This window comes from Burkholderia sp. MSMB1589WGS, assembly GCF_001636105.1.
Taxonomy (GTDB): Bacteria; Pseudomonadota; Gammaproteobacteria; order Burkholderiales; family Burkholderiaceae; genus Burkholderia; species Burkholderia humptydooensis.
Genome location: NZ_LNJT01000007.1, coordinates 998,002 through 1,019,274, shown reverse-complemented (window position 1 = coordinate 1,019,274; position 21,273 = coordinate 998,002). Strand labels below are relative to the sequence as shown.

At 68.2% G+C, this 21,273-nt stretch carries 19 protein-coding genes and 2 pseudogenes; 7 read left to right on the top strand and 14 right to left on the bottom strand.

Annotated elements, in window-relative coordinates:
* Positions 1–34: 34 nt before the first annotated feature.
* The 6 genes and pseudogenes from ribBA to WT16_RS34875 all read right to left on the bottom strand — a co-directional run.
* Positions 35–1,171 carry a bifunctional 3,4-dihydroxy-2-butanone-4-phosphate synthase/GTP cyclohydrolase II gene (ribBA, locus tag WT16_RS12650; RefSeq protein ID WP_006025579.1) on the bottom strand — a complete coding sequence of 379 codons (1,137 nt, stop codon included), beginning with the start codon at positions 1,169–1,171 and terminating at the stop codon, positions 35–37.
* 482 nt (positions 1,172–1,653) lie between these two features.
* Positions 1,654–2,268 (bottom strand): riboflavin synthase, encoded by a 615-nt coding sequence (locus WT16_RS12645; RefSeq protein WP_015602247.1) that lies wholly within the window; start codon positions 2,266–2,268, stop codon positions 1,654–1,656.
* A gap of 14 nt (positions 2,269–2,282) precedes the next feature.
* Positions 2,283–3,407, bottom strand: a complete 1,125-nt coding sequence (ribD, locus tag WT16_RS12640; protein ID WP_063533444.1) for a bifunctional diaminohydroxyphosphoribosylaminopyrimidine deaminase/5-amino-6-(5-phosphoribosylamino)uracil reductase RibD — start codon at positions 3,405–3,407, stop codon at positions 2,283–2,285.
* A 28-nt stretch (positions 3,408–3,435) separates the two neighbouring features.
* The gene (gene hemL, locus WT16_RS12635; RefSeq protein ID WP_006025582.1) at positions 3,436–4,719 is read right to left on the bottom strand and encodes a glutamate-1-semialdehyde 2,1-aminomutase; all 1,284 of its coding nucleotides are present in this window, start codon (positions 4,717–4,719) and stop codon (positions 3,436–3,438) included.
* A gap of 276 nt (positions 4,720–4,995) precedes the next feature.
* On the bottom strand, positions 4,996–5,454 hold the full coding sequence (locus tag WT16_RS12630) for a hypothetical protein (RefSeq protein ID WP_063533443.1): 459 nt from the start codon (positions 5,452–5,454) through the stop codon (positions 4,996–4,998).
* Positions 5,455–5,543: 89 nt separating this feature from the next.
* A pseudogene (locus WT16_RS34875) lies at positions 5,544–5,883 on the bottom strand (hypothetical protein); the annotation flags it as partial.
* Between the two features lie 220 nt (positions 5,884–6,103).
* Between WT16_RS34875 and WT16_RS12625 the strand changes: the two are divergent.
* On the top strand, positions 6,104–7,339 hold the full coding sequence (locus WT16_RS12625) for a Bcr/CflA family multidrug efflux MFS transporter (RefSeq protein ID WP_015601338.1): 1,236 nt from the start codon (positions 6,104–6,106) through the stop codon (positions 7,337–7,339).
* 146 nt (positions 7,340–7,485) lie between these two features.
* Here WT16_RS12625 and WT16_RS12620 read toward each other — a convergent pair.
* From WT16_RS12620 to WT16_RS12610, 3 genes and pseudogenes are all read right to left on the bottom strand, one after another.
* Positions 7,486–7,724: pseudogene (locus WT16_RS12620) on the bottom strand (ATP-binding cassette domain-containing protein); the annotation flags it as partial.
* 59 nt (positions 7,725–7,783) lie between these two features.
* Positions 7,784–8,443, bottom strand: coding sequence for an amino acid ABC transporter permease (locus tag WT16_RS12615; protein ID WP_006025587.1), 660 nt, complete (start codon positions 8,441–8,443; stop codon positions 7,784–7,786).
* Positions 8,444–8,528: 85 nt separating this feature from the next.
* Positions 8,529–9,329 carry a transporter substrate-binding domain-containing protein gene (locus tag WT16_RS12610; RefSeq protein ID WP_006025588.1) on the bottom strand — a complete coding sequence of 267 codons (801 nt, stop codon included), beginning with the start codon at positions 9,327–9,329 and terminating at the stop codon, positions 8,529–8,531.
* Here WT16_RS12610 and WT16_RS34410 point away from each other — a divergent pair.
* Positions 9,304–9,684, top strand: coding sequence for a hypothetical protein (locus WT16_RS34410; RefSeq protein ID WP_167359292.1), 381 nt, complete (start codon positions 9,304–9,306; stop codon positions 9,682–9,684). The two genes, WT16_RS12610 and WT16_RS34410, sit on opposite strands and share 26 nt — an antisense overlap.
* 131 nt (positions 9,685–9,815) lie before the next feature.
* Positions 9,816–10,046: a hypothetical protein gene (locus tag WT16_RS12605; protein ID WP_015600978.1), complete on the top strand. Its 231-nt coding sequence runs from the start codon at positions 9,816–9,818 to the stop codon at positions 10,044–10,046.
* Between the two features lie 123 nt (positions 10,047–10,169).
* On the opposite strand, the gene WT16_RS12600 is transcribed toward WT16_RS12605, so the two are convergent.
* The 3 genes from WT16_RS12600 to zwf all read right to left on the bottom strand — a co-directional run bounded on the left by WT16_RS12600 (position 10,170) and on the right by zwf (position 14,307).
* Positions 10,170–12,089: a bifunctional transcriptional regulator/glucokinase gene (locus tag WT16_RS12600; RefSeq protein ID WP_063533441.1), complete on the bottom strand. Its 1,920-nt coding sequence runs from the start codon at positions 12,087–12,089 to the stop codon at positions 10,170–10,172.
* On the bottom strand, positions 12,067–12,747 hold the full coding sequence (gene pgl, locus WT16_RS12595; protein ID WP_015600696.1) for a 6-phosphogluconolactonase: 681 nt from the start codon (positions 12,745–12,747) through the stop codon (positions 12,067–12,069). The genes WT16_RS12600 and pgl overlap by 23 nt, the downstream gene beginning before the upstream one ends.
* Before the next feature lie 90 nt (positions 12,748–12,837).
* Positions 12,838–14,307: a glucose-6-phosphate dehydrogenase gene (gene zwf / locus WT16_RS12590; RefSeq protein WP_006025591.1), complete on the bottom strand. Its 1,470-nt coding sequence runs from the start codon at positions 14,305–14,307 to the stop codon at positions 12,838–12,840.
* Between the two features lie 458 nt (positions 14,308–14,765).
* On the opposite strand from zwf, the gene WT16_RS12585 reads away from it, so the two are divergent.
* From WT16_RS12585 to ugpC, 4 genes are all read left to right on the top strand, one after another.
* On the top strand, positions 14,766–16,013 hold the full coding sequence (locus tag WT16_RS12585) for an ABC transporter substrate-binding protein (RefSeq protein WP_009913323.1): 1,248 nt from the start codon (positions 14,766–14,768) through the stop codon (positions 16,011–16,013).
* Positions 16,014–16,156: 143 nt separating this feature from the next.
* Entirely contained in the window at positions 16,157–17,095 is a 939-nt protein-coding gene (locus WT16_RS12580) for a sugar ABC transporter permease (RefSeq protein ID WP_006025593.1), read from the top strand.
* Positions 17,085–17,942: a carbohydrate ABC transporter permease gene (locus WT16_RS12575; protein WP_009913322.1), complete on the top strand. Its 858-nt coding sequence runs from the start codon at positions 17,085–17,087 to the stop codon at positions 17,940–17,942. Before WT16_RS12580 ends, WT16_RS12575 begins: the two co-directional genes overlap by 11 nt.
* Before the next feature lie 100 nt (positions 17,943–18,042).
* Entirely contained in the window at positions 18,043–19,161 is a 1,119-nt protein-coding gene (gene ugpC / locus WT16_RS12570; protein WP_009913321.1) for a sn-glycerol-3-phosphate ABC transporter ATP-binding protein UgpC, read from the top strand.
* A gap of 203 nt (positions 19,162–19,364) precedes the next feature.
* Here the strand turns inward: ugpC and WT16_RS12565 are convergent, their stop codons facing one another.
* Positions 19,365–20,102 carry a Smr/MutS family protein gene (locus WT16_RS12565; RefSeq protein ID WP_006025596.1) on the bottom strand — a complete coding sequence of 246 codons (738 nt, stop codon included), beginning with the start codon at positions 20,100–20,102 and terminating at the stop codon, positions 19,365–19,367.
* Positions 20,103–20,264: 162 nt separating this feature from the next.
* The gene (gene trxB, locus WT16_RS12560) at positions 20,265–21,227 is read right to left on the bottom strand and encodes a thioredoxin-disulfide reductase (RefSeq protein WP_006025597.1); all 963 of its coding nucleotides are present in this window, start codon (positions 21,225–21,227) and stop codon (positions 20,265–20,267) included.
* Positions 21,228–21,273: the final 46 nt, after the last annotated feature.

Below are 21,273 nucleotides of genomic sequence, written 5' to 3'. Positions count from 1 at the left end.
GGCTGACAACAGTACGGCGATGACGCGAAACCCGCTATGCGGCGTCGGACGCGGACGTTGCGCTCCCCGGCATCGGCGCGAAGCCGGTGACTTCGAGCCCGTAGCCCGACATGCTGCCGAGCTTGCGCGGATTCGACAGCACCTGCATCTTGCCGACACCGACGTCGCGCAGGATCTGCGCGCCGATGCCGAACGTCTTGAAATCGACCGGCCGGCGCTTGAGCTCGGCCGCCTTTTCCTTCTCGTCGAATGCGAGGAACACGTCGACGAGATGCTCCTTCGTGTCGCCGCAATTCAGGAGCACGATCACGCCGAGCTCACGTGCGGCGATTTCCTTCATCGCGGCGTCGAGCGTCCACGAGTGGGTCGACACGCCGGTCTCGAGCAAGTCGAGCACGGACAGCGGCTCGTGCACGCGCACGGGCGTCTCGTCGTGCGGCGCGGGCGTGCCGCGCACGAGCGCGATGTGCGGCGAGCCAGTCGGGTGGTCGCGATACAGCACCGTCTTGAACGGGCCGTGCGCCGTCTGCATCGTGCGCTCGGCGACGCGCTCGACGATCGATTCGGTGCGGCTGCGGTAGTGGATCAGATCGGCGATCGTGCCGATCTTCAGGCCGTGCTCCTTGCCGAATTCGAGCAGGTCCGGCAGGCGCGCCATCGTGCCGTCGTCCTTGATGATCTCGCAGATCACGGCGGCGGGCGTGAGGCCCGCGAGCGCCGTCAGATCGCAGCCCGCCTCGGTGTGGCCCGCGCGCACGAGCACGCCGCCCGGCTGCGCCATGATCGGGAACACGTGGCCCGGCTGCACGATGTGCTCCGGACGCACGTCGTGCGCGACCGCGGTTGCGATCGTGCGCGCGCGGTCCGCGGCCGAGATGCCCGTCGTCACGCCTTCGGCCGCCTCGATGCTGACCGTGAACGCGGTGCCGTACTGGGTGCCGTTGCGATACGTCATCAGCGGCAGGTTGAGCTGCTTGCAGCGCTCCTGCGTGAGCGTGAGGCAGATCAGGCCGCGGCCGTAGCGAGCCATGAAGTTGATCGCTTCCGGCGTGACGAACTCGGCGGCGAGCACGAGGTCGCCCTCGTTCTCGCGGTCTTCTTCGTCGACCAGGATCACCATCCGGCCGGCTTTGAGCTCGGCAATGATGTCGGGCGTGGAGGCGAGCGTCATAAAAGGATCAGGGGGAAGGGAAAGCGCGTATTTTACGCCACGCGCGGCGGGTTTTAGCCGGACGCGGCGTGACGGGCGGCCGCGTTGGCCGGATGGCCGATGGCGGGGCGCCGGGCGGCGCGTCCGGATCGACGGGCAGCGGCCTTCCGGCGGGCGCCGGCGGATATTGGCGCGGTATCCGGCGCGTTTTCCGGTGCGTTTTCCGGTGCGGTAAGAGCGCAGCGGTTGCGGCGCGGCGGTCAGGCGCGAAGAGGGCCGAAACGGGGCCCGAAGAGGCCCCAAGCAGGCCACACGCAGGCCCCAAACGAGGCCCCGAAAAACGGGCCCGAAAAGGCGCAAATGCGCGGGCCGGACCGCTGCTCGCCCGAGCATCAGCTCGTCCGATCGATCGTCGGATAGCCGTCTGGGAGTCGGATCGAACGAACGCGCGTCGCGCTGCGGCAATTCCGGCCGCCCGACGCGCGTGCCGTGCCGATCCGCGCTTATTTCGGCGCGTTCGTCATCCGCTCGACGTACCGCGCGATCATGTCGATCTCGAGATTGACCTTCGCGCCGGCCGTCAGATGCCGCAGCGTCGTCACCTCGACCGTGTGAGGAATCAGGTTGATCGAGAATTCGCAGCCGTCGTCGCGGTCTTCGACCGAATTGACGGTGAGGCTCACGCCGTTGACGGTGATCGAGCCCTTGTACGCGAGATAGCGGCCGAGCGCGCGCGGCGCGAGCACGCGCAACTCGTGCGATTCGCCCACGGGCGCGAAGCGCGTGACGGTGCCGAGTCCGTCGACGTGCCCGGACACGATGTGGCCGCCCAGGCGATCGTGCGCGCGCAGCGCCTTTTCGAGATTCACGTCGCCCGGCTCGGCGAGGCCGACCGTCTTGTTCAGGCTTTCGCGCGACACCTCGACGTCGAACGTGCCGGCCGTCTTCGCGACGACAGTCATGCACGCGCCCTGGATCGCGATGCTGTCGCCGATCGCGACGTCGGCGAGGTCGAGCCCGCCCGCGCGCAACGTGAGGCGCACGCCCGCGTCGGGCGCGGAGGCGATCGGCTCGATCGTTTCGATGCGGCCGACCGCCGCGACGATTCCGGTAAACATCGTGTCGGATTCCGTTATGAATGGGTAGGGGAGGCGTTCGCGAAGCGCGCGAGGATGCGCAGGTCGTCGCCGACGCGCTCGACGCTATGGAACGCAAGCCGCGTGCGGTCGACGAGCGACGCCGGGGCGGCGAGATCGAACATCGCTGCCGCGTCCGCGCCGAGCAGGCTTGGCGCGAGATAGACGAGCAGCTCGTCGACGCAGCGCTCGCGCAGCAGCGAGCCGTTCAGCTTGTGGCCCGCCTCGACATGCAGTTCGTTGATGCCGCGCTCGCCGAGCGCGGCGAGCATCGCGGGCAGATCGACCTTGCCGCGCGCGTTCGCGAGCGGCACGATTTCCGCGCCGCGCGCGCGCAGCGCCTGCGCTCGCGCTTCGCTTTGCGAATCGAGCGTGCCGCAGAAGATGAGGAGCGAGCCGCCTTCGAGCAGGCGCGCGGCGAGCGGGATGTCGAGACGGCTGTCGATCAGCACGCGGCGCGGCTGGCGCGGCGTGTCGACGCCGCGCACGTTGAGCTGCGGATCGTCTTCGCGCACGGTGCCGATGCCCGTCAGGACCGCGCAGGCCCGCGCGCGCCATTTGTGGCCGTCTTCGCGCGCGGCGTCGCCCGTGATCCATTTGCTTTCGCCGGACGCGAGCGCGGTGCGGCCGTCGAGCGACGCGGCCGTCTTCATCCTTACCCACGGCCGGCCGCGCGTCATCCGCGACACGAAGCCGATGTTCATTTCGTGCGCCTCGTGCGCGAGCAGGCCGCAGCGCACGTCGATGCCCGCGTCGCGCAGCATCGCGAGGCCGCGTCCGGACACCTGCGGGTTCGGGTCTTCCATCGCCGCGACGACCTTGTCGACGCGCGCGTCGATCAGCGCGTGCGAGCACGGCGGCGTGCGGCCGAAGTGGCTGCACGGCTCGAGCGTCACGTAGACGGTCGCGTCGCGCAGGTCGTTGCCGCGCGCGCGCGCGTCCTTTAACGCCTGCACCTCCGCATGATCCTGGCCCGCCGGCTGCGTGAAGCCCTCGCCGATCACGACGTCGTCCTTGACGATCACGCAGCCGACGCGCGGATTCGGCGTCGTCGTGTACATCCCGCGCGCGGCGAGCGCGAGCGCGCGCTGCATGTGGGTGAAGTCGCTTTCCGAGAACATCGGTTCGTCCTGTCAGTCGTGCGGCGGATCAGGCTCGCAGCGCGGCGAATGCGCGGCGCGCGGCGTCGAGCGTCGCGTCGAGCGTCGCGTCGTCGTGCGCGCTCGACACGAAGCCCGCTTCGTATGCGGACGGCGCGAAGTACACGCCGGCGTCGAGCATCAGATGGAAGAAGCGGTTGAAGCGCTCGATGTCGCTCTTCGTCACGTCGGCGAAGCTCGCGGGCACCTGCTCGGTGAAGTAGAGGCCGAACATCCCGCCGATCGCGTCGGCCGAGAACGGCACGCCGGCCGCGCGCGCCTCGGCCGCGAGGCCGTCGGCGAGCCGGCGGGTCTTGTCGGCGAGCGCGTCGTGAAAGCCCGGCGCCTGGATCAGCCTGAGCGTCGCCAGGCCCGCCGCGACCGCGACCGGGTTGCCCGACAGCGTGCCCGCCTGATAGACGCCGCCGAGCGGCGCGAGGTGCGACATGATGTCGCTGCGGCCGCCGAACGCGGCGGCCGGCATGCCGCCGCCGATCACCTTGCCGAGGCAGGTCAGGTCCGGCTTGATGCCGTAGTGCTGCTGCGCGCCGCCCAGCGCGACGCGAAAGCCGCACATCACTTCGTCGAAGATCAGCACGGCGCCGTGCTTCGTGCAGAGCGCGCGCAGCGCGTTCAGGAATTCGGGCGTGCCGCGCACGAGGTTCATGTTGCCCGCGACGGGCTCGACGATCACCGCCGCGATCTCGTTGCCGAACGCGGCGAATGCCTCTTCGAGCGCCGCGACGTTGTTGTACTCGAGCACGGTGGTGTGCTTCGCGACGTCGGCCGGCACGCCTGCCGACGTCGGATTGCCGAACGTGAGAAGGCCGGAGCCCGCCTTCACGAGCAGGCTGTCCGCATGGCCGTGATAGCAGCCTTCGAACTTGACGATCCGGCTGCGGCCGGTGAAGCCGCGCGCGAGGCGCAGCGCGCTCATCGTCGCTTCGGTGCCGCTCGACACCATCCGCACCTGCTCGATCGACGGCACGAGCTTGCAGATCTCCTCGGCGATCTCGATTTCGGCTTCGGTCGGCGCGCCGAACGAGAAGCCGTCGGCGAGCACGCGCTGCACGGCCGCGAGCACGTCGGGGTGCACGTGGCCGACGATCATCGGGCCCCACGAGCCGATGTAGTCGATGTAGCGCTTGCCGTCCGCGTCCCAGAAGTACGCGCCCTGCGCGCGGGCGACGAAGCGCGGCGTGCCGCCGACCGAGCGGAAAGCACGCACCGGCGAATTGACGCCGCCCGGAATGGTTCGCTGAGCGCGTTCGAAGAGAGTTTGATTGTTCGACATGAATTTGGACCTGCGAGAGAGTGCGCGCGAGCGGCGAAGCGCCGCGGCTCGCGTCGGGCGTATCGATCCGACTGATTGTACCGGAGACGCGGGGAGCGGGTTTCGCCGGGATTCGTCGGCGCTTCGTCGTCTTGTGGTATCGGCGGTTATCGGCGGTTGGGTGCGACGCGGCACGGCGGCGTCCGCCGAGATTCGTCGCCGTGACACGCGCGGGGCGAGATGCCCCGGCACATGCGCTCCCGCGCGTGCTTCGCGTGTCGCGGCGGGCTGCGCGGGCTACGCGCGTTTCGGCGGCTTGCGCCTGCCGGTGAGTTCGGCCCAGCGCTTTTCGAGCGCGCCTTCGGCGACCGGCTTGATCGAGATGCCGGACGTCTGCGCGTCCCACGTCTGGACCGAGAACGGATGCGCGCGCAGCGCGTCGCGCGGGATCACCACTTCGCGGTGGCCGTCGACGAGCCAGTCGTAGACGAAATCGATGCAAAGCCGGTAGCCGCGCTTCATCTGCGGATCGGCCACCTCGTACGGCCCGCGCGCGACGTAGCTGGAGCCGAACACGCCCTTCGGCTCCTTCGCGACGCGATGCAGGAACACCCGGTCGCCCGGCAGGATGCTGCGCGAGAAGCCGCAACCCCAGACGTCCGCGACCGCTTCGCCCGCCTTCACGCGCGCGGCCATCTCGGGCAACTCGGGCCACGGCCATTTCTTGGGGCTCCAGATCAGCAGGAAGGCGGTCATGTCGCTCACTCGAACAGATGAATTGAATGGAAAGCGCGAGCTTGACCGGAGCGCCGGCAAGCTCGCGCGCGGCGCGCGGCGGATCGTTGGCCCGTCAACTGGAACCCGAGCGGCATCCCGCTCAGAATGCTCATGGCGGCGCCGTCGAGGCGCGACTGTCCGGGCGCGATGAGCGGGTTGACCGCCGCCGCTTCCCCGACGCACAGCCGGTAGGCGCAGGAAAAAAGCGAACTTGATCGCATGCACGGAACCGCCCGACACCGCCGCGACAACCGCCACGCCGGCGACGACCGACGCGGCGGTCACGGCGAACGACGCCGCCCGTTGCGCGACGTGGGCGATCAGCTTGCCGGGCGTCGGGAATTCCCGTTTGCGCTTGATGCGCAGCCACTCGGCCGGATCTCGGACGAGCCGGATTGCGGATATCGCTGCTCGTCGGCATCCAGCGCGTCTGCCGCCCGCCTTTCATCGCGATTCTCCCGTCGCTTCGTGTCGAACCCGCAATATACCCGTTGGCGGCGCGTTCGGCGGCCGGGCGAAGGCACGCGTACAATCAGGACCTTTCGGCGTCGACCCGACCGGCCGCCGTCCTCCTTGTCTGACCGTCTGCGCGCCACCGGCGCGAGGCGCCGCTTTTCGTGGAATTCCAATGCCTCACGTCGCAAGACGCCGGCCCGACGGCCGGCTGATCCTCTTGCTCGGCGCGCTTGCCGCGTGCGGGCCGATCGCCACCGACATGTATCTGCCGAGCCTGCCCGCGATCGCGGACGGCTTCGGCGTGACCGCCGCCGCCGCGCAGCGCACGCTGACGAGCTTCATGGCCGGCTTCTCGATCGGCATGCTGCTCTACGGCCCGCTGTCCGACACTTACGGCCGCCGTCCCGTGCTGCTCGGCGGCATCGCGCTCTTCACGCTCGCGAGCATCGGCTGCTTCGTCGCCGCATCGATCGACATGCTGATCGCCGTCCGCTTCCTACAGGCGTTCGGCGCGGGCGCCGCGTCGGTGCTCGCGCGCGCGATCGCGCGCGACGCGCACGAGCCCTCCGACGCCGCGAAGGTGCTGTCGATGGTCGCGATCGTCACCGCGATCGGGCCGCTCCTCGCGCCGCTCGTCGGCGGGCAGGTGCTGCGCTTCTCCGGCTGGCGCGGCGTGTTCGTCGTGCTCACGCTGTTCGGCGCGGTCTGCGCGACTGCCGCGTTCCTGCGCGTGCCCGAGACCTGGCCGCGCGAGAAGCGCGCGAGCTCGGCCGTGCTGAATTCGTTCGCCGCGTATGGACGCATCCTCGTCGATCCCGTCGCGTGGGGCCATATGCTGTGCGGCGGAATGGCGTTCGCGTCGATGTTCGCGTACATCACCGCGACGCCGTTCGTCTACATCGACTACTTCCACGTGTCGCCGCAGCATTACGGGCTGCTGTTCGGGCTGAACGTCGCCGGTATCATGACCGGCAACCTCCTGAACACGCGCCTCGTCGGCCGTGTCGGCTCGCTGAAGATCATCGCGGGCGCATCGCTGCTGAGTTGCGCGGCGTCGTTCTGCGTTGCGTTCTTCGCGCTGACGGGGCTGGGCGGACTGTGGTCGATCGTCGCGAGCCTCTTCTTCGTCGTTGGCGTGGTCGGAATCCTGTCCGCGAACTGCACGACCGACCTGATGCTGCGCTATCCGCACAACGCGGGCGCCGCGGCCGCCGTGTTCGGCGCGATGCAGCTCGCGCTCGGCGCGCTCGCGAGCGTCGCGATCGGCGCGCTCGCCGACGGCACCCCGTTCGCGATGGGCGTGACGATCGGCGTCACCGGGCTGCTGTGTCTCGGCGGGCGGGCGCTCGTGCTGCGCTGGCACGGCCGGCCGGTGAAGGGCAGGCTCGGTAGCGCCGACGTCGCGTAACGCGGCCGGCGGCGCGGGCGCGCAGGCCGGCGATGTGCGCGTGCGCCGCGCGTCATTGGTTCGCGCGGCACGCGTCCTGATACGCGAACAGCGCGGGCGCGCCGCCCGTATGCACGAACAGCACCGGGCCGTTTCCTTCGATGCGGCCGCGCGCGCAACCGCGCGAGCTCGACCGACGGATCGCCGAGCCGCGCGCCGTCGACGGTGATGCTGCCTTTCTGGAACGGCTCGAGGCCGTTGATCGGATCGTCTTGATGAGCGTCGACTTGCCGGAGCCGGACGGCCCGCAGACGACGACCACTTCGCCTTTCGAGACGGCCGCGCTGCAATCGGCGAGGACCTGATGCGAGCCGTACCACTTCGATACATTGTCGAGCGTGATCATGTCGGGATTCTTCGCGAGATGGGTCGGGCGCGGCCGGGGCGGGCGGCCCCGGTGCGCGTTCAGTGCGCGGACGGCAGCGCGCAGCGCGTTTCGATGCGGCCCTGGAGCCGCGCGAGCAGCGTGCTCAGCGCCCAGTAGATCGCGGCGGCGGCGAGATACAGCGGCAGCGGCTGGAAGGTCGACGCGATCACTTCCTGCGTCGAGCGCAGCAGCTCCGTGACGGTGATGACCGAGACGAGCGACGTGTCCTTGATGAGGCTGATCAGCGTGTTGCCGAGGCTCGGCACCGCGAGGCGCAGCGCCTGCGGGCAGATCACGTGGCGCAGCGTCTGCACATGCGTGAGGCCCAGGCTGTGCGACGCGGCCCACTGGCCGCGGCCGATGCCGAGGATCGCGCCGCGCATGCTTTCGGACAGGTACGCGCCCGCGTTGAGCGTCAGCGTGAAGATGCCGGCGGCCGTCGGGTCGAGCGAGATGCCGATGTCGGGCAGCCCGTAGTAGACGACGAACATCTGCACGAGGAGCGGCGTGCCGCGCATCAGGCTCACGTAGCCCTGCGCGATCGCGCAGAGGAACCGGTTGTCGCCGATCCGCACGATCGCGACGACGAGGCCGACGATCAACCCGAGCACCATCGCCGCGACCGCGAACTTCATCGTGAGGACCGCGCCTTTCGCGAGGACGGGGAGGGTGTGCACGACCAGATCGAACGCTTGCATGAACTTGTCTCCAGATCGTTGACGGGCGCGCCGTCGGCGGCATGCGCGCCGGCGCGCGCGGCGCGTTCGGGCGGCGCGCGGCCGGTCATTGCGCGGTCGGGGTCGACGTGTCGACGCCGAACCAGTGCACGGAGATCTTCTTGAGCGTGCCGTCCGCGCGCATCGACGCGAGCGCGTCGTCGATCGCCTTCGCGAACTTCGGATTGCCCTTGCGGAACGGGATGCCCATCTGCGTCTCGCCGCCCTTGATCGTCGCGCCGGGCCGCAGCGGCATGTGCGCGTTCTTGATCAGATACGGCAGCATCAGCCGGTCGTCCATGCTGACGTCGATGCGGCCCGCGGCGACGTCGCGCAGCTTCTCCGGCGCGCCCGGATAGGTCTTCACGTCGACGCCTTGCAGCGTCTTCGCGAGATCGGCGAAGTTGGTGCCGAGCGTGACGCCGATCCGCTTGCCCTGCAACGCGCCCGGCGCGCCGTAATCGTGCTTGTCGTCCGCGCGCTGGATCAGTTGTGCGGCCGAGTACACGTACGGCTGGCTGAAGTCGAGCGCCTGCTTGCGCGCGGGCGTGATGCCGACCTGGTTGACGATCACGTCGAACTTGCCCGCCTGCAGGCCGGCGAGAATCCCGCTCCACTCGGTCGTGACGAATTGCGGCTTCACGCCGAGCCGCGCGGCGACTTCCTTCGCGACGTCGACGTCGAAGCCTTCGAGCTGGCCGTCGCCGTTGCGGTAGTCGAACGGAGGGTAGGTGCCTTCGAGCGCGATCTTCAGCACGCCGGCCTGCCTGACGTTGTCGAGCAGATCGGCCGCGTGCGCGGACGCGGTTGCGATGCCGAGCAGCGCGGCGACGAGTGTTGACGTGAACATCGGTTTGAATGCCTTCATCTTTGATCTCCGTGGGGGAAAACCGAGCGAGCGATTTCGAGACCGCATCGTCATGTCGACGGCGCTCGCCGCGAACGCCGATCTTGCGGCATGCGCGCGGCGAGGGCGCCGTTCGGCACGCTGCAAATGCGTGACGATTGACGGCAAGCTTAATTTCGCCAAAATGGAAAATGTTTCCAAAGAAGTACGGATTTACAGCGCCGCGTGGAAAGTTTTTCTATCGTTTGCGCGGGTTGCGCAACCGGTGCGATCGGGGCGGCGCCGCGTCGTCGCGGGTCTCGTAAGCGATGAATCATTGCGACTTGTGCCGTGTGCCGGCGGCGACGTTCTGGTCAGCCGCGCTTGCTCTTTTTGAAACATCCTCGAAAACGGATCATCGGGCCGAGGCAAACGCTATTCGGACGCTAACGGTTCATCGGCGATCGAACGGGTTCGCCAATCGGCATCACTTGCGCCCTGATCAAAACGTATTGGCGCGATGTCCGGATGTTCGCCGAGCCGGGCGGCCAGGAAGTCCATGAGCAGGCGGCTTCGTCGCGGTACGTGCGTTCGCTGCGGCATGCACAGGTAGGGCCCGTAACGGCAGGTGACGTGCCGGGTCAGCAGCGGCACGAGGCGGCCGACGCGTTCGCCGCGCTCGAGCTGACGCTTGACGACGACGAAACCGCGCTGCTCGAGGCTGCGTTCGAGCGCACGCTTGAACCGGCGCAATGGTGAGGGCTGCGGCGCCCGTCAGGTCGGATGCCGTGCGGCTAGTGTCGCGTGCCGGAAATTCACTGGATAAGAAAACCGGAGCGCGAAGGCTCCGGCATGGCTGCAAGCCGCGACGCGCAACGCGCGTCAGTCTTTCGCCGCGGGCGCCGCGCCGTGGCTCAGCCAGTCGAGCACGTCGGCGGCCTCGTCGCCCGCGCCAGCGCGCGCCTTCGCGCGCGCCATCGCCTCCGCGAGCTCGGCGTTCGGCGCGGCGCGGCGGATCGCGACGCCGACCGCGAGGATGTCGATCATCACGAGATGCAGGATCCGCGAGATCATCGACAACTGCGACTCGCGCATCTCGATGTGATCGGTCTCGAGCGCGACCGTCGCGCGCTTGGCGAGCGGCGTGTTGCTCGACGTGATCGCGATCACCTTCGCGCCCGCCTGCATCGCGACGTCGAGCACGCGCAGAAGCTCCGGCGCGCGTCCCGACTTCGACACCGCGACGATCACGTCGCCCTTGCCGAGCAGCGCGGCCGACGCCGCCTGCATGTACAGGTCGCCGTAAGCGATCGTCGGGATGCCGAAGCGGAAGAACTTGTAGTGCGCGTCCTGCGCGACGATGTTCGAATTGCCGAGCCCGTAGAACTCGATGCGCCGCGCGTTGTTCAGGATGTCGATCGCCTGCTCGACGTGCTCGAAGTTCAGGTGCTCGCGCAACTGAAGGATCGCCGACACCGTGTTGTCGAGCACCTTCGCGCCGAAGTCGGTGGCCGTATCGCCGAGATGCACCTGGCTGTGGCTCATCGGGATCGTGCCCGTCAAGCCGGTGGCGAGCTTCAGCTTGAAGTCCGACAGCCCCTGGCAGCCGAGCGAGCGGCAGAAGCGGATCACGGTCGGCTGGCTCACGTCGGCCTTGCGCGCGATGTCGACGATCGGATCGTTGATGATCGAGCGCGGATGATTGAGCGCGAGATCGGCGACGCGCCGCTCGGCGGGCGTCAGCGCGTCGCGCATCTGGCGGATCCGCTCGAACACGGCCGACGACGCGCCGCCCGTGCGGTTCGACAACTGCTCCGCGAGGATCGCCGATACGCCGAGGAACGCCGGGTATTCGGCTGTGATCAGGTAAGTCGGGATGTTTGCGAGATACGCGTCGAAGCGGCCCTTCGCCTCGAAGCGCGCGCGAAACGACGAGCGCATGAACAGCTCGCCCAGCTTCGGCACGACGCCGCCGCCGATGTAGATGCCGCCCAACGCGCCGAGCGTGACCGCGAGGTTGCCGGCGAACGTGCCGAGAATCCCGCAGAAGCACTCGACCGCTTCGAGCGCGAGCGCGTCGCCCGCGTGCGCGCGCTCGACGATGTCGGCCGTGTCGACGTTCGCGGCGATCCGCTTCTTGTCGCGCGCGGCAAGCGCGCGATAGATGATTTCCATGCCCGGGCCCGCGCACACGCGCTCGAACGACACGTGCGGGTACTTGCGGCGCGCGTACTGCAGCACGAGATCCTCGCGCTCGTCCATCGGCGCGAACGTCGCGTGGCCGCCTTCGCTGCCGAGCGCGATCCAGCGGTCGTCGGCGGGGATGAGGCCCGACACGCCGAGCCCCGTGCCCGGCCCCATCAGGCCGATCACGCTGTTCCGCCGGCGCGCGCCGCCGCCGATCTGCATGCGCTGCGCGTCGGTCAGGCCGGGCAGCGCCATCGCGAGCGCGGTGAAATCGTTGACGACGAGCAGCGTGTCGAAGCCGAGCGCGCGGCGCGTCGCCTCGATCGAGAAGCTCCAGTTGTGATTCGTCATCCGGACCTGATCGCCGTCGACGGGATTCGCGATCGCGATCGCCGCGTGATTCACGCGGCCGATCTTCGCGTCCTTCAGATACCTGCGGATCGCGTCGGTGAGCGTCGGATACTCGGCGCCGGGGTACACGCGGATCTGCGAGATTTCGCCCGGACCCGTCTCGAGCGCGAAGCGCGCGTTCGTGCCGCCGACGTCGGCCAATAGGCGCGGCCCGTCCGCATGCTGGCTCGCCGCGGCGGCCTTAGTTTGCGCACCAGTAGACATCGAGCTTCGTCCCGTTGTGGTTGGCCAGTTGCGAAATCGCGTTCTTCTGCGACGCGGCCGCGGCCGCCTCGAGCACCGCGCGCTTGCGGCTTCCCGCGATCAGCAGGAATAGCCGATCGATGCGCTTGAGCGCGCTGAGCGACAGGCTCACGCGCGCATGGGGCGCGGCGCCCGGGTGGACGCCGACGAAGCGCTCGGTCGTCGCGATCGCGTGGTCCCATTCGGGCGCGTCCGCGAAGATCGACGCAGTGTGGCCGTCCTCGCCCATGCCGAGCACGGCGACGTCGGGCAGCGGGTGCGCGGGGCTCTGGTTGAGCGCGGCGACTTGCGCGTCGAGCGACTCGCGCATGTCGACGAGCGGCGCGAAGCGCGCGTGCGCGGCCGTGTTCTGCAGCAGCGTCTCGCGCACGAGCTTCGCGTTGCTTGCGTCGTCGGTGTCGGGCACCCAGCGGTCGTCGACGAGTGTCACGTCGATCCGCGGCCAGTCGAGCGCGGCGCCCGACAGCGTTTGCAGGAACGGCCGCGGGCTCGTGCCGCCCGACACCGCGAGCGTTGCGCGCGCGCGTTGCGCGAGCGAAGCCGCGAGCGCTTCGCCGACCGCTTGCGCGAGCGCTTCGGTTTGCGCGCGCGGGGTTTCGAAAGCGTGAACCTCGATCACTTCTCCTCCAGACTGCCTTTATTGAATGGATTGAATTCGATGGGGACATCGGGCGGCGCGCGGACGAAGCCGCCCGCGCGCCGCGTTGCATCAGTTTTCTTCTTCGAGCCAGCAGGTGCCGTGCTGCGCGAGCATCGCGCTCGCCGCGGCCGGCCCCCACGTGCCGGCTGCATACGGCTTCGGCGGCTTCAGCGAGCGCGCCCATTCGTTCAGGATCGGCTCGACCCAGCGCCATGCGGCTTCCTGCTCGTCGCGCCGCACGAAGAGGGCGAGGCGGCCGTTGATCACGTCGAGCAGCAGGCGCTGGTACGCCTCCATCTGGCCTTCCTTGAAGAACTGGTCGAACGCGAGGTCGAGGTGCACGCTCGCCAGATTCATCCCTTCGCCCGGCTGCTTCGCGAGGCAGTACAGGCGAATCGATTCGTTCGGCTGCAGCCGGATCACGAGGCGGTTCGCGCCCGCGCGCAGCGCGGTCGGCCCGAGCGCCGAGTGTGGCACCGGGCGGAAGTTGACGACGATCTCCGCGACGCGGTCGGCGAGGCGCTTGCCGGTGCGCAGGAAGAACGGCACGCCGGCCCAGCGCCAGTTCTCGATCTCGACCTTCAGCGCGACGAACGTCTCGGTCTGGCTGTCCGCCTTCACGCCGGGCTCGGTCGCATACGCGGGCACCTGCGCGCCCTTGATCACGCCCGCGTGGTACTGGCCGCGCACCGCGACCTTGCCGATGTCGCGCGGCTCGACGGGCTTCAGCGCGCGCAGCACGCGCAGCTTCTCGTCGCGCACCGAATCGGAATCCATCGAGTGCGGCGGCTCCATCGCGACGATCGACAGGAGTTGCAGCAGGTGGTTCTGCACCATGTCGCGCAGCGCGCCGGTATTGTCGTAGAAATCGCCGCGCGCCTCGACGCCGAGCTCCTCGGCGATCGTGATCTGGATGCTCTCGACCCATTCGCGGCGCCACAGCGGCTCGAACAGCGCATTGCCGAAGCGCAGCGCGAGCAGGTTCTGCACCGGCTCCTTCCCGAGGTAATGGTCGATCCGGTAGATCTGGTCTTCGGCGAAGATCTCGCCCACCGCGTCGTTGATCGCGTTCGACGAGCGCAGGTCGTAGCCGAGCGGCTTCTCGAGCACGATCCGCGCGCCCTCGTTCAGGCCCACGGCGGCGAGCGCCTTGCAGATCGGCACGAAGAGCGACGGGCCCGTCGCGAGATAGAACACGCGGATGCCCGAGAGCTGGCCGACCGTGTCGCGCAGCAGCGCGTAGTCTTCCGCGCGGCCGAGGTCGAGCTTCACGTAGACGATGCGCTCGAGGAAGCTTCGCCAGACCGCTTCGTCGAACGCGCCGCCCGCCGCCTTCGCCGCGTGCGGCTTCACGTGCTCTTCGACCCACTGCAGGTAGCCGTCGCGGTCCGCCGCATGGCGGGCCACGGCAACGATCCTGCCGGCTTCCGACAGCATGTTCGCGCGATGCGCCTCGAAGAGCGCGGGGAGGATCTTGCGCATCGACAGATCGCCGGTGCCGCCGAAGAGAACGAAGGTGAAGCTCGAATCGGTATGCATGTGTCTCCGCCGTTTGGGGATGCCCGCGCCGCGGGCCGTAGTGCGATAAAAATATTTTTGACACTGAATTGTAGTTTAACTACAATCCGCCGCAAGGGGTAGCACCCGAACGAAGAAAAGAAGCGCACGGCATGAAGAGGCGCGAACTTCGGGCGGGCCGTGCGGCGTGTGAGCCGCACGCGGCAAATGTTATCGGACATTGATGAAGCGCATGTTCGCGCGCGTCGCTGCCCCGGGTTCGAGCCATGCGGCGGCGGAACCGGATAGCCCAAAGAGGAGACGGTCGTTGAATCTCGAGTCACTCAGTTCCTGAGCCCGCGGCCGGCATCGGCCCGAACGCATCGATCATGCGTCGTTCGCGGCTCGATTTCCCGTGTCGTTCCGTAGCAAAGCCGGCTTTCGCGCATCCGCGCAGTCGAAAGCCTGACGAATCGATCCAAATCTGGAGGAGATAACTGATGAAAATTCGCGCGATCATGGGCGCGCTCGGCGCCGCAGGCCTGCTGTTCGGCGCTGCCGCGGCGCAAGCGGCAGAGAACGTCACGGTGCTGCACTGGTGGACGTCGGGTGGCGAATCGAAGGCGGTCGGCGTGCTGAAGGACGACCTGCAGAAGCAGGGCTACGTCTGGAAGGACTTCGCGGTCGCGGGCGGCGCGGGCGCCGCGGCGATGACCGCGCTGAAGACGAAGGTCATCAGCGGCGACGCGCCGTCGGCCGCGCAGATCAAGGGCCCCCTCATCCAGGAGTGGGCGGACCAGGGCGTGCTCGTGAACATCGACTCCGCCGCGGGCGACTGGAAGCAGAACCTGCCGCCCGAGATCGACAAGATCATCAAGTACAAGGGCAACACCGTCGCGGCGCCGTTCTCGGTGCATCGCGTGAACTGGCTCTACATCAACAAGGCCGCGCTCGACAAGATCGGCGCGAAGCCGCCCGCGACGTGGCCCGAATTCTTCCAGATCGCCGACAAGCTGAAGGCGGCGGGCATCCAGCCGGTCGCGATGGGCGGCCAGCCGTGGCAGGACCTGACGCTGTGGGAAGATGTCGTGCTGTCGCAAGGCGCCGACTTCTACAGGAAGGCGCTCGTCGACCTCGACCAGAAGACGCTCACGTCGGACAAGATGCTCGACGTGTTCAACACGGTCCGCAAGATCCAGGGCTACTTCGATTCGGGCCGCAACGGCCGCGACTGGAACCTGGCCACGGCGATGGTCATCAACGGCCGCGCGGGCATGCAGTTCATGGGCGACTGGGCGAAGGGCGAGTTCGAGGCGGCCGGCAAGAAGCCGGGCAAGGACTACATCTGCGCGGCGGTGCCGGGCACGGCGAATGCGTACACGTTCAACGTCGACTCGTTCGTGTTCTTCCAGCAGAAGGGCCAGAAGGCGGCGACGCCCGGCCAGATCGCGCTCGCGAAGACGATCATGACGCCCGCGTTCCAGGAGCAGTTCAGCTTGCTGAAGGGCTCGATCCCGGTGCGCCTCGGCGTGAAGATGGACAAGTTCGACGATTGCGCGAAGAAGTCCTACGCTGATGAACAGACGGCGATCAAGTCGAACGGCTACGTGCCGTCGCTCGCGCACGGCATGGCGCAGGGCGACGCGACGGCGGGCGCGATCTCCGACGTCGTGACGAAGTTCATGAACTCTCAGCAGGATGCGAAGAGCGCGGTTGCCGCGCTCGCGCGCGCCGCGAAGGTGAAGTAACGCACGGCGCGTAACGCACGGCTGCGCCGGGCGCTTCGTGCCGCAGGCGCAGCAAACGGGCCGCGAGCCGGCCCGCGCCGTACCCGCCGCCCGCGCCGGCTTCGCGCCCGCGCGCGGCGGCCTCGTTCCAGGAGTCGAAATACGTGGCTGCCCCTCTTAGCGGAAACGGAACCAGCGCGGCTGACGCGCACCGCACGTCGCCGCTGTCGGCGTTCGCCGACCGCTGGATTCCGAAACTGGTGCTCGCGCCCAGCATCGCGATCGCCTTGGTTTTCATCTACGGCTTCATCGTCGTCACCAGCTATCTGTCGCTGACGAATTCCCGGCTGCTGCCGAACTACGAGTTCGACGGCTTCGGCCGCTATTCCGACTTGTTCCAGAACGACGTCTGGTGGACGTCGGCCGCGAACCTCGGCTGGTTCGGCATCCCGTTCATCGCGATCTGCGTCGCGCTGGGCCTCTTCCTTGCAATCCTGCTCGATCAGAAGATCCGCAACGAAGGCGCGCTGCGCGCGGTGTTCCTGTATCCGATGGCGCTGTCGTTCATCGTCACGGGCACCGCGTGGCAGTGGATACTGAACCCGGGCCTCGGCCTCGAGAAGGTGATGCACGACTGGGGCTTCACGAACTTCTCGTTCGGCTGGCTCGACGATCCGGACAAGGCGATCTTCTGCGTCGTGATCGCGGCCGTCTGGCAATCGACGGGCTTCGTGATGGCGCTCTTCCTCGCCGGCCTGCGCGGCGTCGACAGCGAGATCTTCAAGGCCGCGCAGGTCGACGGCGCGACGCTGCCCACGATCTACCGCAAGATCGTGATCCCGAGCATGCGCCCGGTGTTCTTCTCGGTGCTGCTGATCCTCTGCCACATCACGATCAAGACCTTCGACCTCGTCGTCGCGCTGACGGCGGGCGGGCCGGGCACGTCGTCGTCGCTGCCCGCGATGTTCATGTACACGTATTCGTTCAACCGCGGGCAGCTCGGCGTCGGCGCGGCGTCGTCGGTGATGATGCTCGCCACCGTCGTCGCGGTGCTCGTGCCGCTCATGTATCTGGAATCGAGGAGCACCCGCAATGCAGCCTAAGATGACACTCAGTCGGGCGGTCATTTACGCGGCGCTGATCCTGTTCGCGCTGTACTTCCTGTTCCCGATCTACGTGATGCTGTCGACGTCGTTCAAGGATCTCGACCAGTTGCGCACGGGCAACCTGCTGACGCCGCCGTCGAGCTGGACGGTCGCGCCGTGGGTGAAGGCATGGGGCGAGGCGTGCACCGGCGTGCGCTGCGACGGAATGAAGCCGTTCTTCTTCAACTCGATCAAGATGGTGATCCCGGCCGTGCTGATCTCGTCGCTGATCGGCGCGTTCAACGGCTACGTGCTCACGCACTGGCGCTTTCGCGGCGCGGATGCGCTCTTCACGATGCTGCTCGTCGGCTGCTTCATCCCGTTCCAGGTGATCCTGCTGCCGATGGCGCGCCTGCAGGGCTACTTCGGGATGGCCAACACGATTCCCGGCCTCGTGTTCGTGCACGTCGTGTACGGGATCGCGTTCACGACGATGTTCTTCCGCAACTTCTACGTGAGCGTGCCGGCCGAGCTCGTGAAGGCGGCGCGCATCGACGGCGCGGGCTTCTTCACGATCTTCACGAAGATCCTGCTGCCGGTGTCGCTGCCGATCTTCATGGTGTGCCTGATCTGGCAGTTCACGCAGATCTGGAACGACTTCCTGTTCGGGATCGTGTTCTCCGGCGTCGATTCGATGCCGATCACGGTCGCGCTGAACAACCTCGTGAACACGTCGACGGGCGTGAAGGAGTACAACGTCGACATGGCGGGCGCGATCATCGCCGCGCTGCCGACGCTCGTCGTCTACGTGATCGCCGGCCGCTACTTCGTGCGCGGCCTGACGGCGGGCGCGGTCAAGGGGTGAGCGCGGCGCGCACGACGCGAACACGGGCGCCGCGCGCGGCGCAACGATACGAGACATGACGCGGCGCACGCGCGCCGCAATGAGACAGAGGATTCACAGCATGGCAAGCCTTTCCATCCGTGACGTGTACAAGACCTACCCGAACGGCGTGCCCGTCCTGAAGGGCGTCGACATCGACATCGAGGACGGTCAGTTCCTGATTCTCGTCGGCGGTTCGGGCTGCGGGAAATCGACGCTTCTCAACATGATCGCGGGCCTCGAGACCGTGACGAAGGGCGAGATCCGGATCGGCGAGAAGGTCGTCAACGATCTGTCGCCGAAGGATCGCGACATCGCGATGGTGTTCCAGTCGTACGCGCTCTATCCGTCGATGACGGTGCGCGAGAACATCTCGTTCGGCCTGAACATCCGCAAGGTGCCGAAGAACGAGCAGAAGAGCATCGTCGAGCGCGTCGCCGCGATGCTGCAGATCGAGCACCTGCTCGATCGCAAGCCGGGGCAGCTCTCGGGCGGCCAGCGGCAGCGCGTCGCGATGGGCCGCGCGCTCGCGCGCGACCCGGCGCTCTTCCTGTTCGACGAGCCGCTCTCCAACCTCGACGCGAAGCTGCGCATCGAGATGCGCGCCGAGATCAAGCTGTTGCATCAGCGCCTCGGCACGACGATCGTCTACGTGACGCACGACCAGATCGAGGCGATGACGCTGGGCGACCGGATCGCGGTGATGAAGGACGGCGTCGTCCAGCAGTTCGGCGCGCCGCAGGACATCTACGATTCGCCGTCGAATCTGTTCGTCGCGGGCTTCATCGGCGCGCCGCCGATGAACTTCATCAACGGCAAGCTCGTCGAGCAGGGCAGCGGCGTCGGCATCGAGCTCGACACGGGCGCGATGCGCGGCGTGCTAAACCTGCCGTTCGACGCGAAGCGGATGAACGGCCACGTCGGCCGCGACGTGATCCTCGGCCTGCGGCCGGAGCGGATCACCGACGCGAGGAGCGCGCACAACGGCGAGAGCTCGCGCCTGCAGCCCGTCGACGTGACGGTCGACGTGACCGAGCCGACGGGCCCCGATACGCATGTGTTCGCGCAGGTCAACGGCAAGCGGATCGTGAGCCGCGTGCATCCGGCCGCGAACCCGCAGCCGCAGCAGAAGCTGTCGCTGTTGTTCGATGTGTCGAAGGCGGTGCTGTTCGATCCGTCGACGGAGGCGCGCATCGCGTGATCGCGCGCGATCACGCGCGCGGGCGGCGGCGCTGGATCGTGGCGCGGCTCGCGCGGGCGTGACGTCGCCATTCGGCGCGCGCGGACACGGCGATCGACCGGGATGATTCGGGCGATCCGGACGATGGTGGAATCAAGGAGGGAAAAGGGCGGCCGCCTTCGTGCGCCGCCCTTTTTGCGTCGCGTGTCGCGTGCGAGTTGAGGCTAGGCCGGCTGCAGCAGCACGAGCACGGCGCCCGCCCCGCCGTCATGGCCGCGCGCCTGACAGAACGCGATCACCTCGTCCTTCTGCACGAGCCACGCGCGCACCTTGCCCTTGAGCACCGGCTCCTTGCCGATCGAGCCGAGCCCCTTGCCGTGGATCACGCGCAGGCAGCGCAGGCCTTTCTTGCCCGATTCGCGGATGAATTCGGCGAGCGCCTCGCGCGCCTCGTCGCGCCGCATTCCGTGCAGATCGAGCTGCGCCTGGACGATCCATGCGCCGCTTCTGAGCTTGCGCACGACGTCGCGGCTCACGCCGGGGCGGTGGTAGTACAGCGTCTCGTCGGTATCGAGCAGCGTCTCGGGATCGAATTCGTCGGACAAGGTCTCGGACAGCACCGCCTCCTCGTCCTGCTGCGTGTGCTTCGGCACGGGTGCGGGCGCCGGGCGGCCGCCTGCGGCGCGCGGCGGCGCCGCGAGCGGCGTGATCGCGCCGATCTCGCGGCGAAAGAGGTCGGCGTCGGCGTTGGCCTGACGGGCCGCCTGCTTCGCCTGCACCGCTTCGCGCGTGCGGCGCTCGGATTCGCCGGCGAGGGTGGCGCGCAGCGCGTCGAGCCCGGCGAGGCCCTGGCCGCGCAGCGCGGCGGGCGCGGGAGGCGGGCTTGCGGGCGCGGGCGCCGGCTCGCGGGCGGCGGCTTGCCGCTTCGCGGGGTCGCTCGGATGAGGCTGGTTCTTCGCCATGATGAATCGGATACGAAAAGGGCGGGCGCGCCGACGCTGCGGTTCGGCCCGACGGACGTGAAAAAGCCGCTGCGCGGGGCACAGCGGCTGCGGTATGTCAGACCCGTCAGTCAGACCCGTCAGGCGGCGCGCGGCGACGCCATTGTAGCGCCGCGCCGCTTCTTACTTGTGGTCGTGCAGGCTTTCGAGATAGCGCTGCGCGTCGAGCGCCGCCATGCAGCCCGTGCCCGCGCTCGTGATCGCCTGGCGGTAGATGTGGTCCTGCACGTCGCCCGCCGCGAACACGCCCGGCACGCTCGTGCCCGTCGCGTTGCCCGACAGGCCGCTGTTCGTGATGATGTAGCCGTCCTTCATCTCGAGCTGGCCCTTGAAGATGTCGGTGTTCGGCTTGTGGCCGATCGCGATGAAGAGGCCCTGCACCGCGACGTCCTCGGTCGCGCCCGTCGCCACGTGCTTGATGCGCACGCCCGAGACGCCTGAATCGTCGCCCGTCACCTCGTCGAGCACATGGTTCCACTTGATCTCGACGGCGCCTTCCTTTTCCTTTTCGAGGAGACGATCGACGAGGATCGGCTCCGCGCGGAACTTGTCGCGGCGGTGGATCACCGTGACCTTCTTCGCGATGCCCGTCAGGTAGAGCGCTTCCTCGACGGCCGTGTTGCCGCCGCCGACCACCGCGACGTTCTGGCCGCGATAGAAGAAGCCGTCGCAGGTCGCGCACGCCGACACGCCGCGGCCCATGAACGCCTCTTCCGACGGCAGGCCGAGGTATTGCGCGGACGCGCCCGTCGCGATGACGAGCGAGTCGCACGTGTATTCGCCCGCGTCGCCGACGAGGCGGATCGGCTTCTCGTGCAGCTTCGCCGTGTGGATGTGGTCGAACACGATCTCGGTGTTGAAGCGCTGCGCGTGCGCGAGAAAGCGCTGCATCAGCTCGGGGCCCTGCACGCCGTCCGCGTCGGCCGGCCAATTCTCGACGTCGGTCGTCGTCATCAGTTGGCCGCCTTGCGCGATGCCCGTGATCAGGAGGGGCGACAGGTTCGCGCGGGCCGCGTAGACGGCCGCCGTGTAGCCGGCGGGGCCGGAACCGAGAATCAGGACTTTCGCGTGTTTGGGCGTGGACATGAGCAGGATCCGTAAAAAGCGGCCGGCCGGGCGGACGATGCTGCCG

Bases quoted from the DNA above. Each gene is read 5' to 3' on its own strand.
- ribBA (WP_006025579.1), bottom strand. From the start codon at position 1,171: ATGACGCTCGCCTCCACGCCCGACATCATTGCCGAGCTCAAAGCCGGC.
- WT16_RS12645 (WP_015602247.1), bottom strand. From the start codon at position 2,268: ATGTTTACCGGAATCGTCGCGGCGGTCGGCCGCATCGAAACGATCGAG.
- ribD (WP_063533444.1), bottom strand. From the start codon at position 3,407: ATGTTCTCGGAAAGCGACTTCACCCACATGCAGCGCGCGCTCGCGCTC.
- hemL (WP_006025582.1), bottom strand. From the start codon at position 4,719: ATGTCGAACAATCAAACTCTCTTCGAACGCGCTCAGCGAACCATTCCG.
- WT16_RS12630 (WP_063533443.1), bottom strand. From the start codon at position 5,454: ATGACCGCCTTCCTGCTGATCTGGAGCCCCAAGAAATGGCCGTGGCCC.
- WT16_RS12625 (WP_015601338.1), top strand. From the start codon at position 6,104: ATGCCTCACGTCGCAAGACGCCGGCCCGACGGCCGGCTGATCCTCTTG.
- WT16_RS12615 (WP_006025587.1), bottom strand. From the start codon at position 8,443: ATGCAAGCGTTCGATCTGGTCGTGCACACCCTCCCCGTCCTCGCGAAA.
- WT16_RS12610 (WP_006025588.1), bottom strand. From the start codon at position 9,329: ATGAAGGCATTCAAACCGATGTTCACGTCAACACTCGTCGCCGCGCTG.
- WT16_RS12605 (WP_015600978.1), top strand. From the start codon at position 9,816: ATGTTCGCCGAGCCGGGCGGCCAGGAAGTCCATGAGCAGGCGGCTTCG.
- WT16_RS12600 (WP_063533441.1), bottom strand. From the start codon at position 12,089: ATGTCTACTGGTGCGCAAACTAAGGCCGCCGCGGCGAGCCAGCATGCG.
- zwf (WP_006025591.1), bottom strand. From the start codon at position 14,307: ATGCATACCGATTCGAGCTTCACCTTCGTTCTCTTCGGCGGCACCGGC.
- WT16_RS12585 (WP_009913323.1), top strand. From the start codon at position 14,766: ATGAAAATTCGCGCGATCATGGGCGCGCTCGGCGCCGCAGGCCTGCTG.
- WT16_RS12575 (WP_009913322.1), top strand. From the start codon at position 17,085: ATGCAGCCTAAGATGACACTCAGTCGGGCGGTCATTTACGCGGCGCTG.
- ugpC (WP_009913321.1), top strand. From the start codon at position 18,043: ATGGCAAGCCTTTCCATCCGTGACGTGTACAAGACCTACCCGAACGGC.
- WT16_RS12565 (WP_006025596.1), bottom strand. From the start codon at position 20,102: ATGGCGAAGAACCAGCCTCATCCGAGCGACCCCGCGAAGCGGCAAGCC.
- trxB (WP_006025597.1), bottom strand. From the start codon at position 21,227: ATGTCCACGCCCAAACACGCGAAAGTCCTGATTCTCGGTTCCGGCCCC.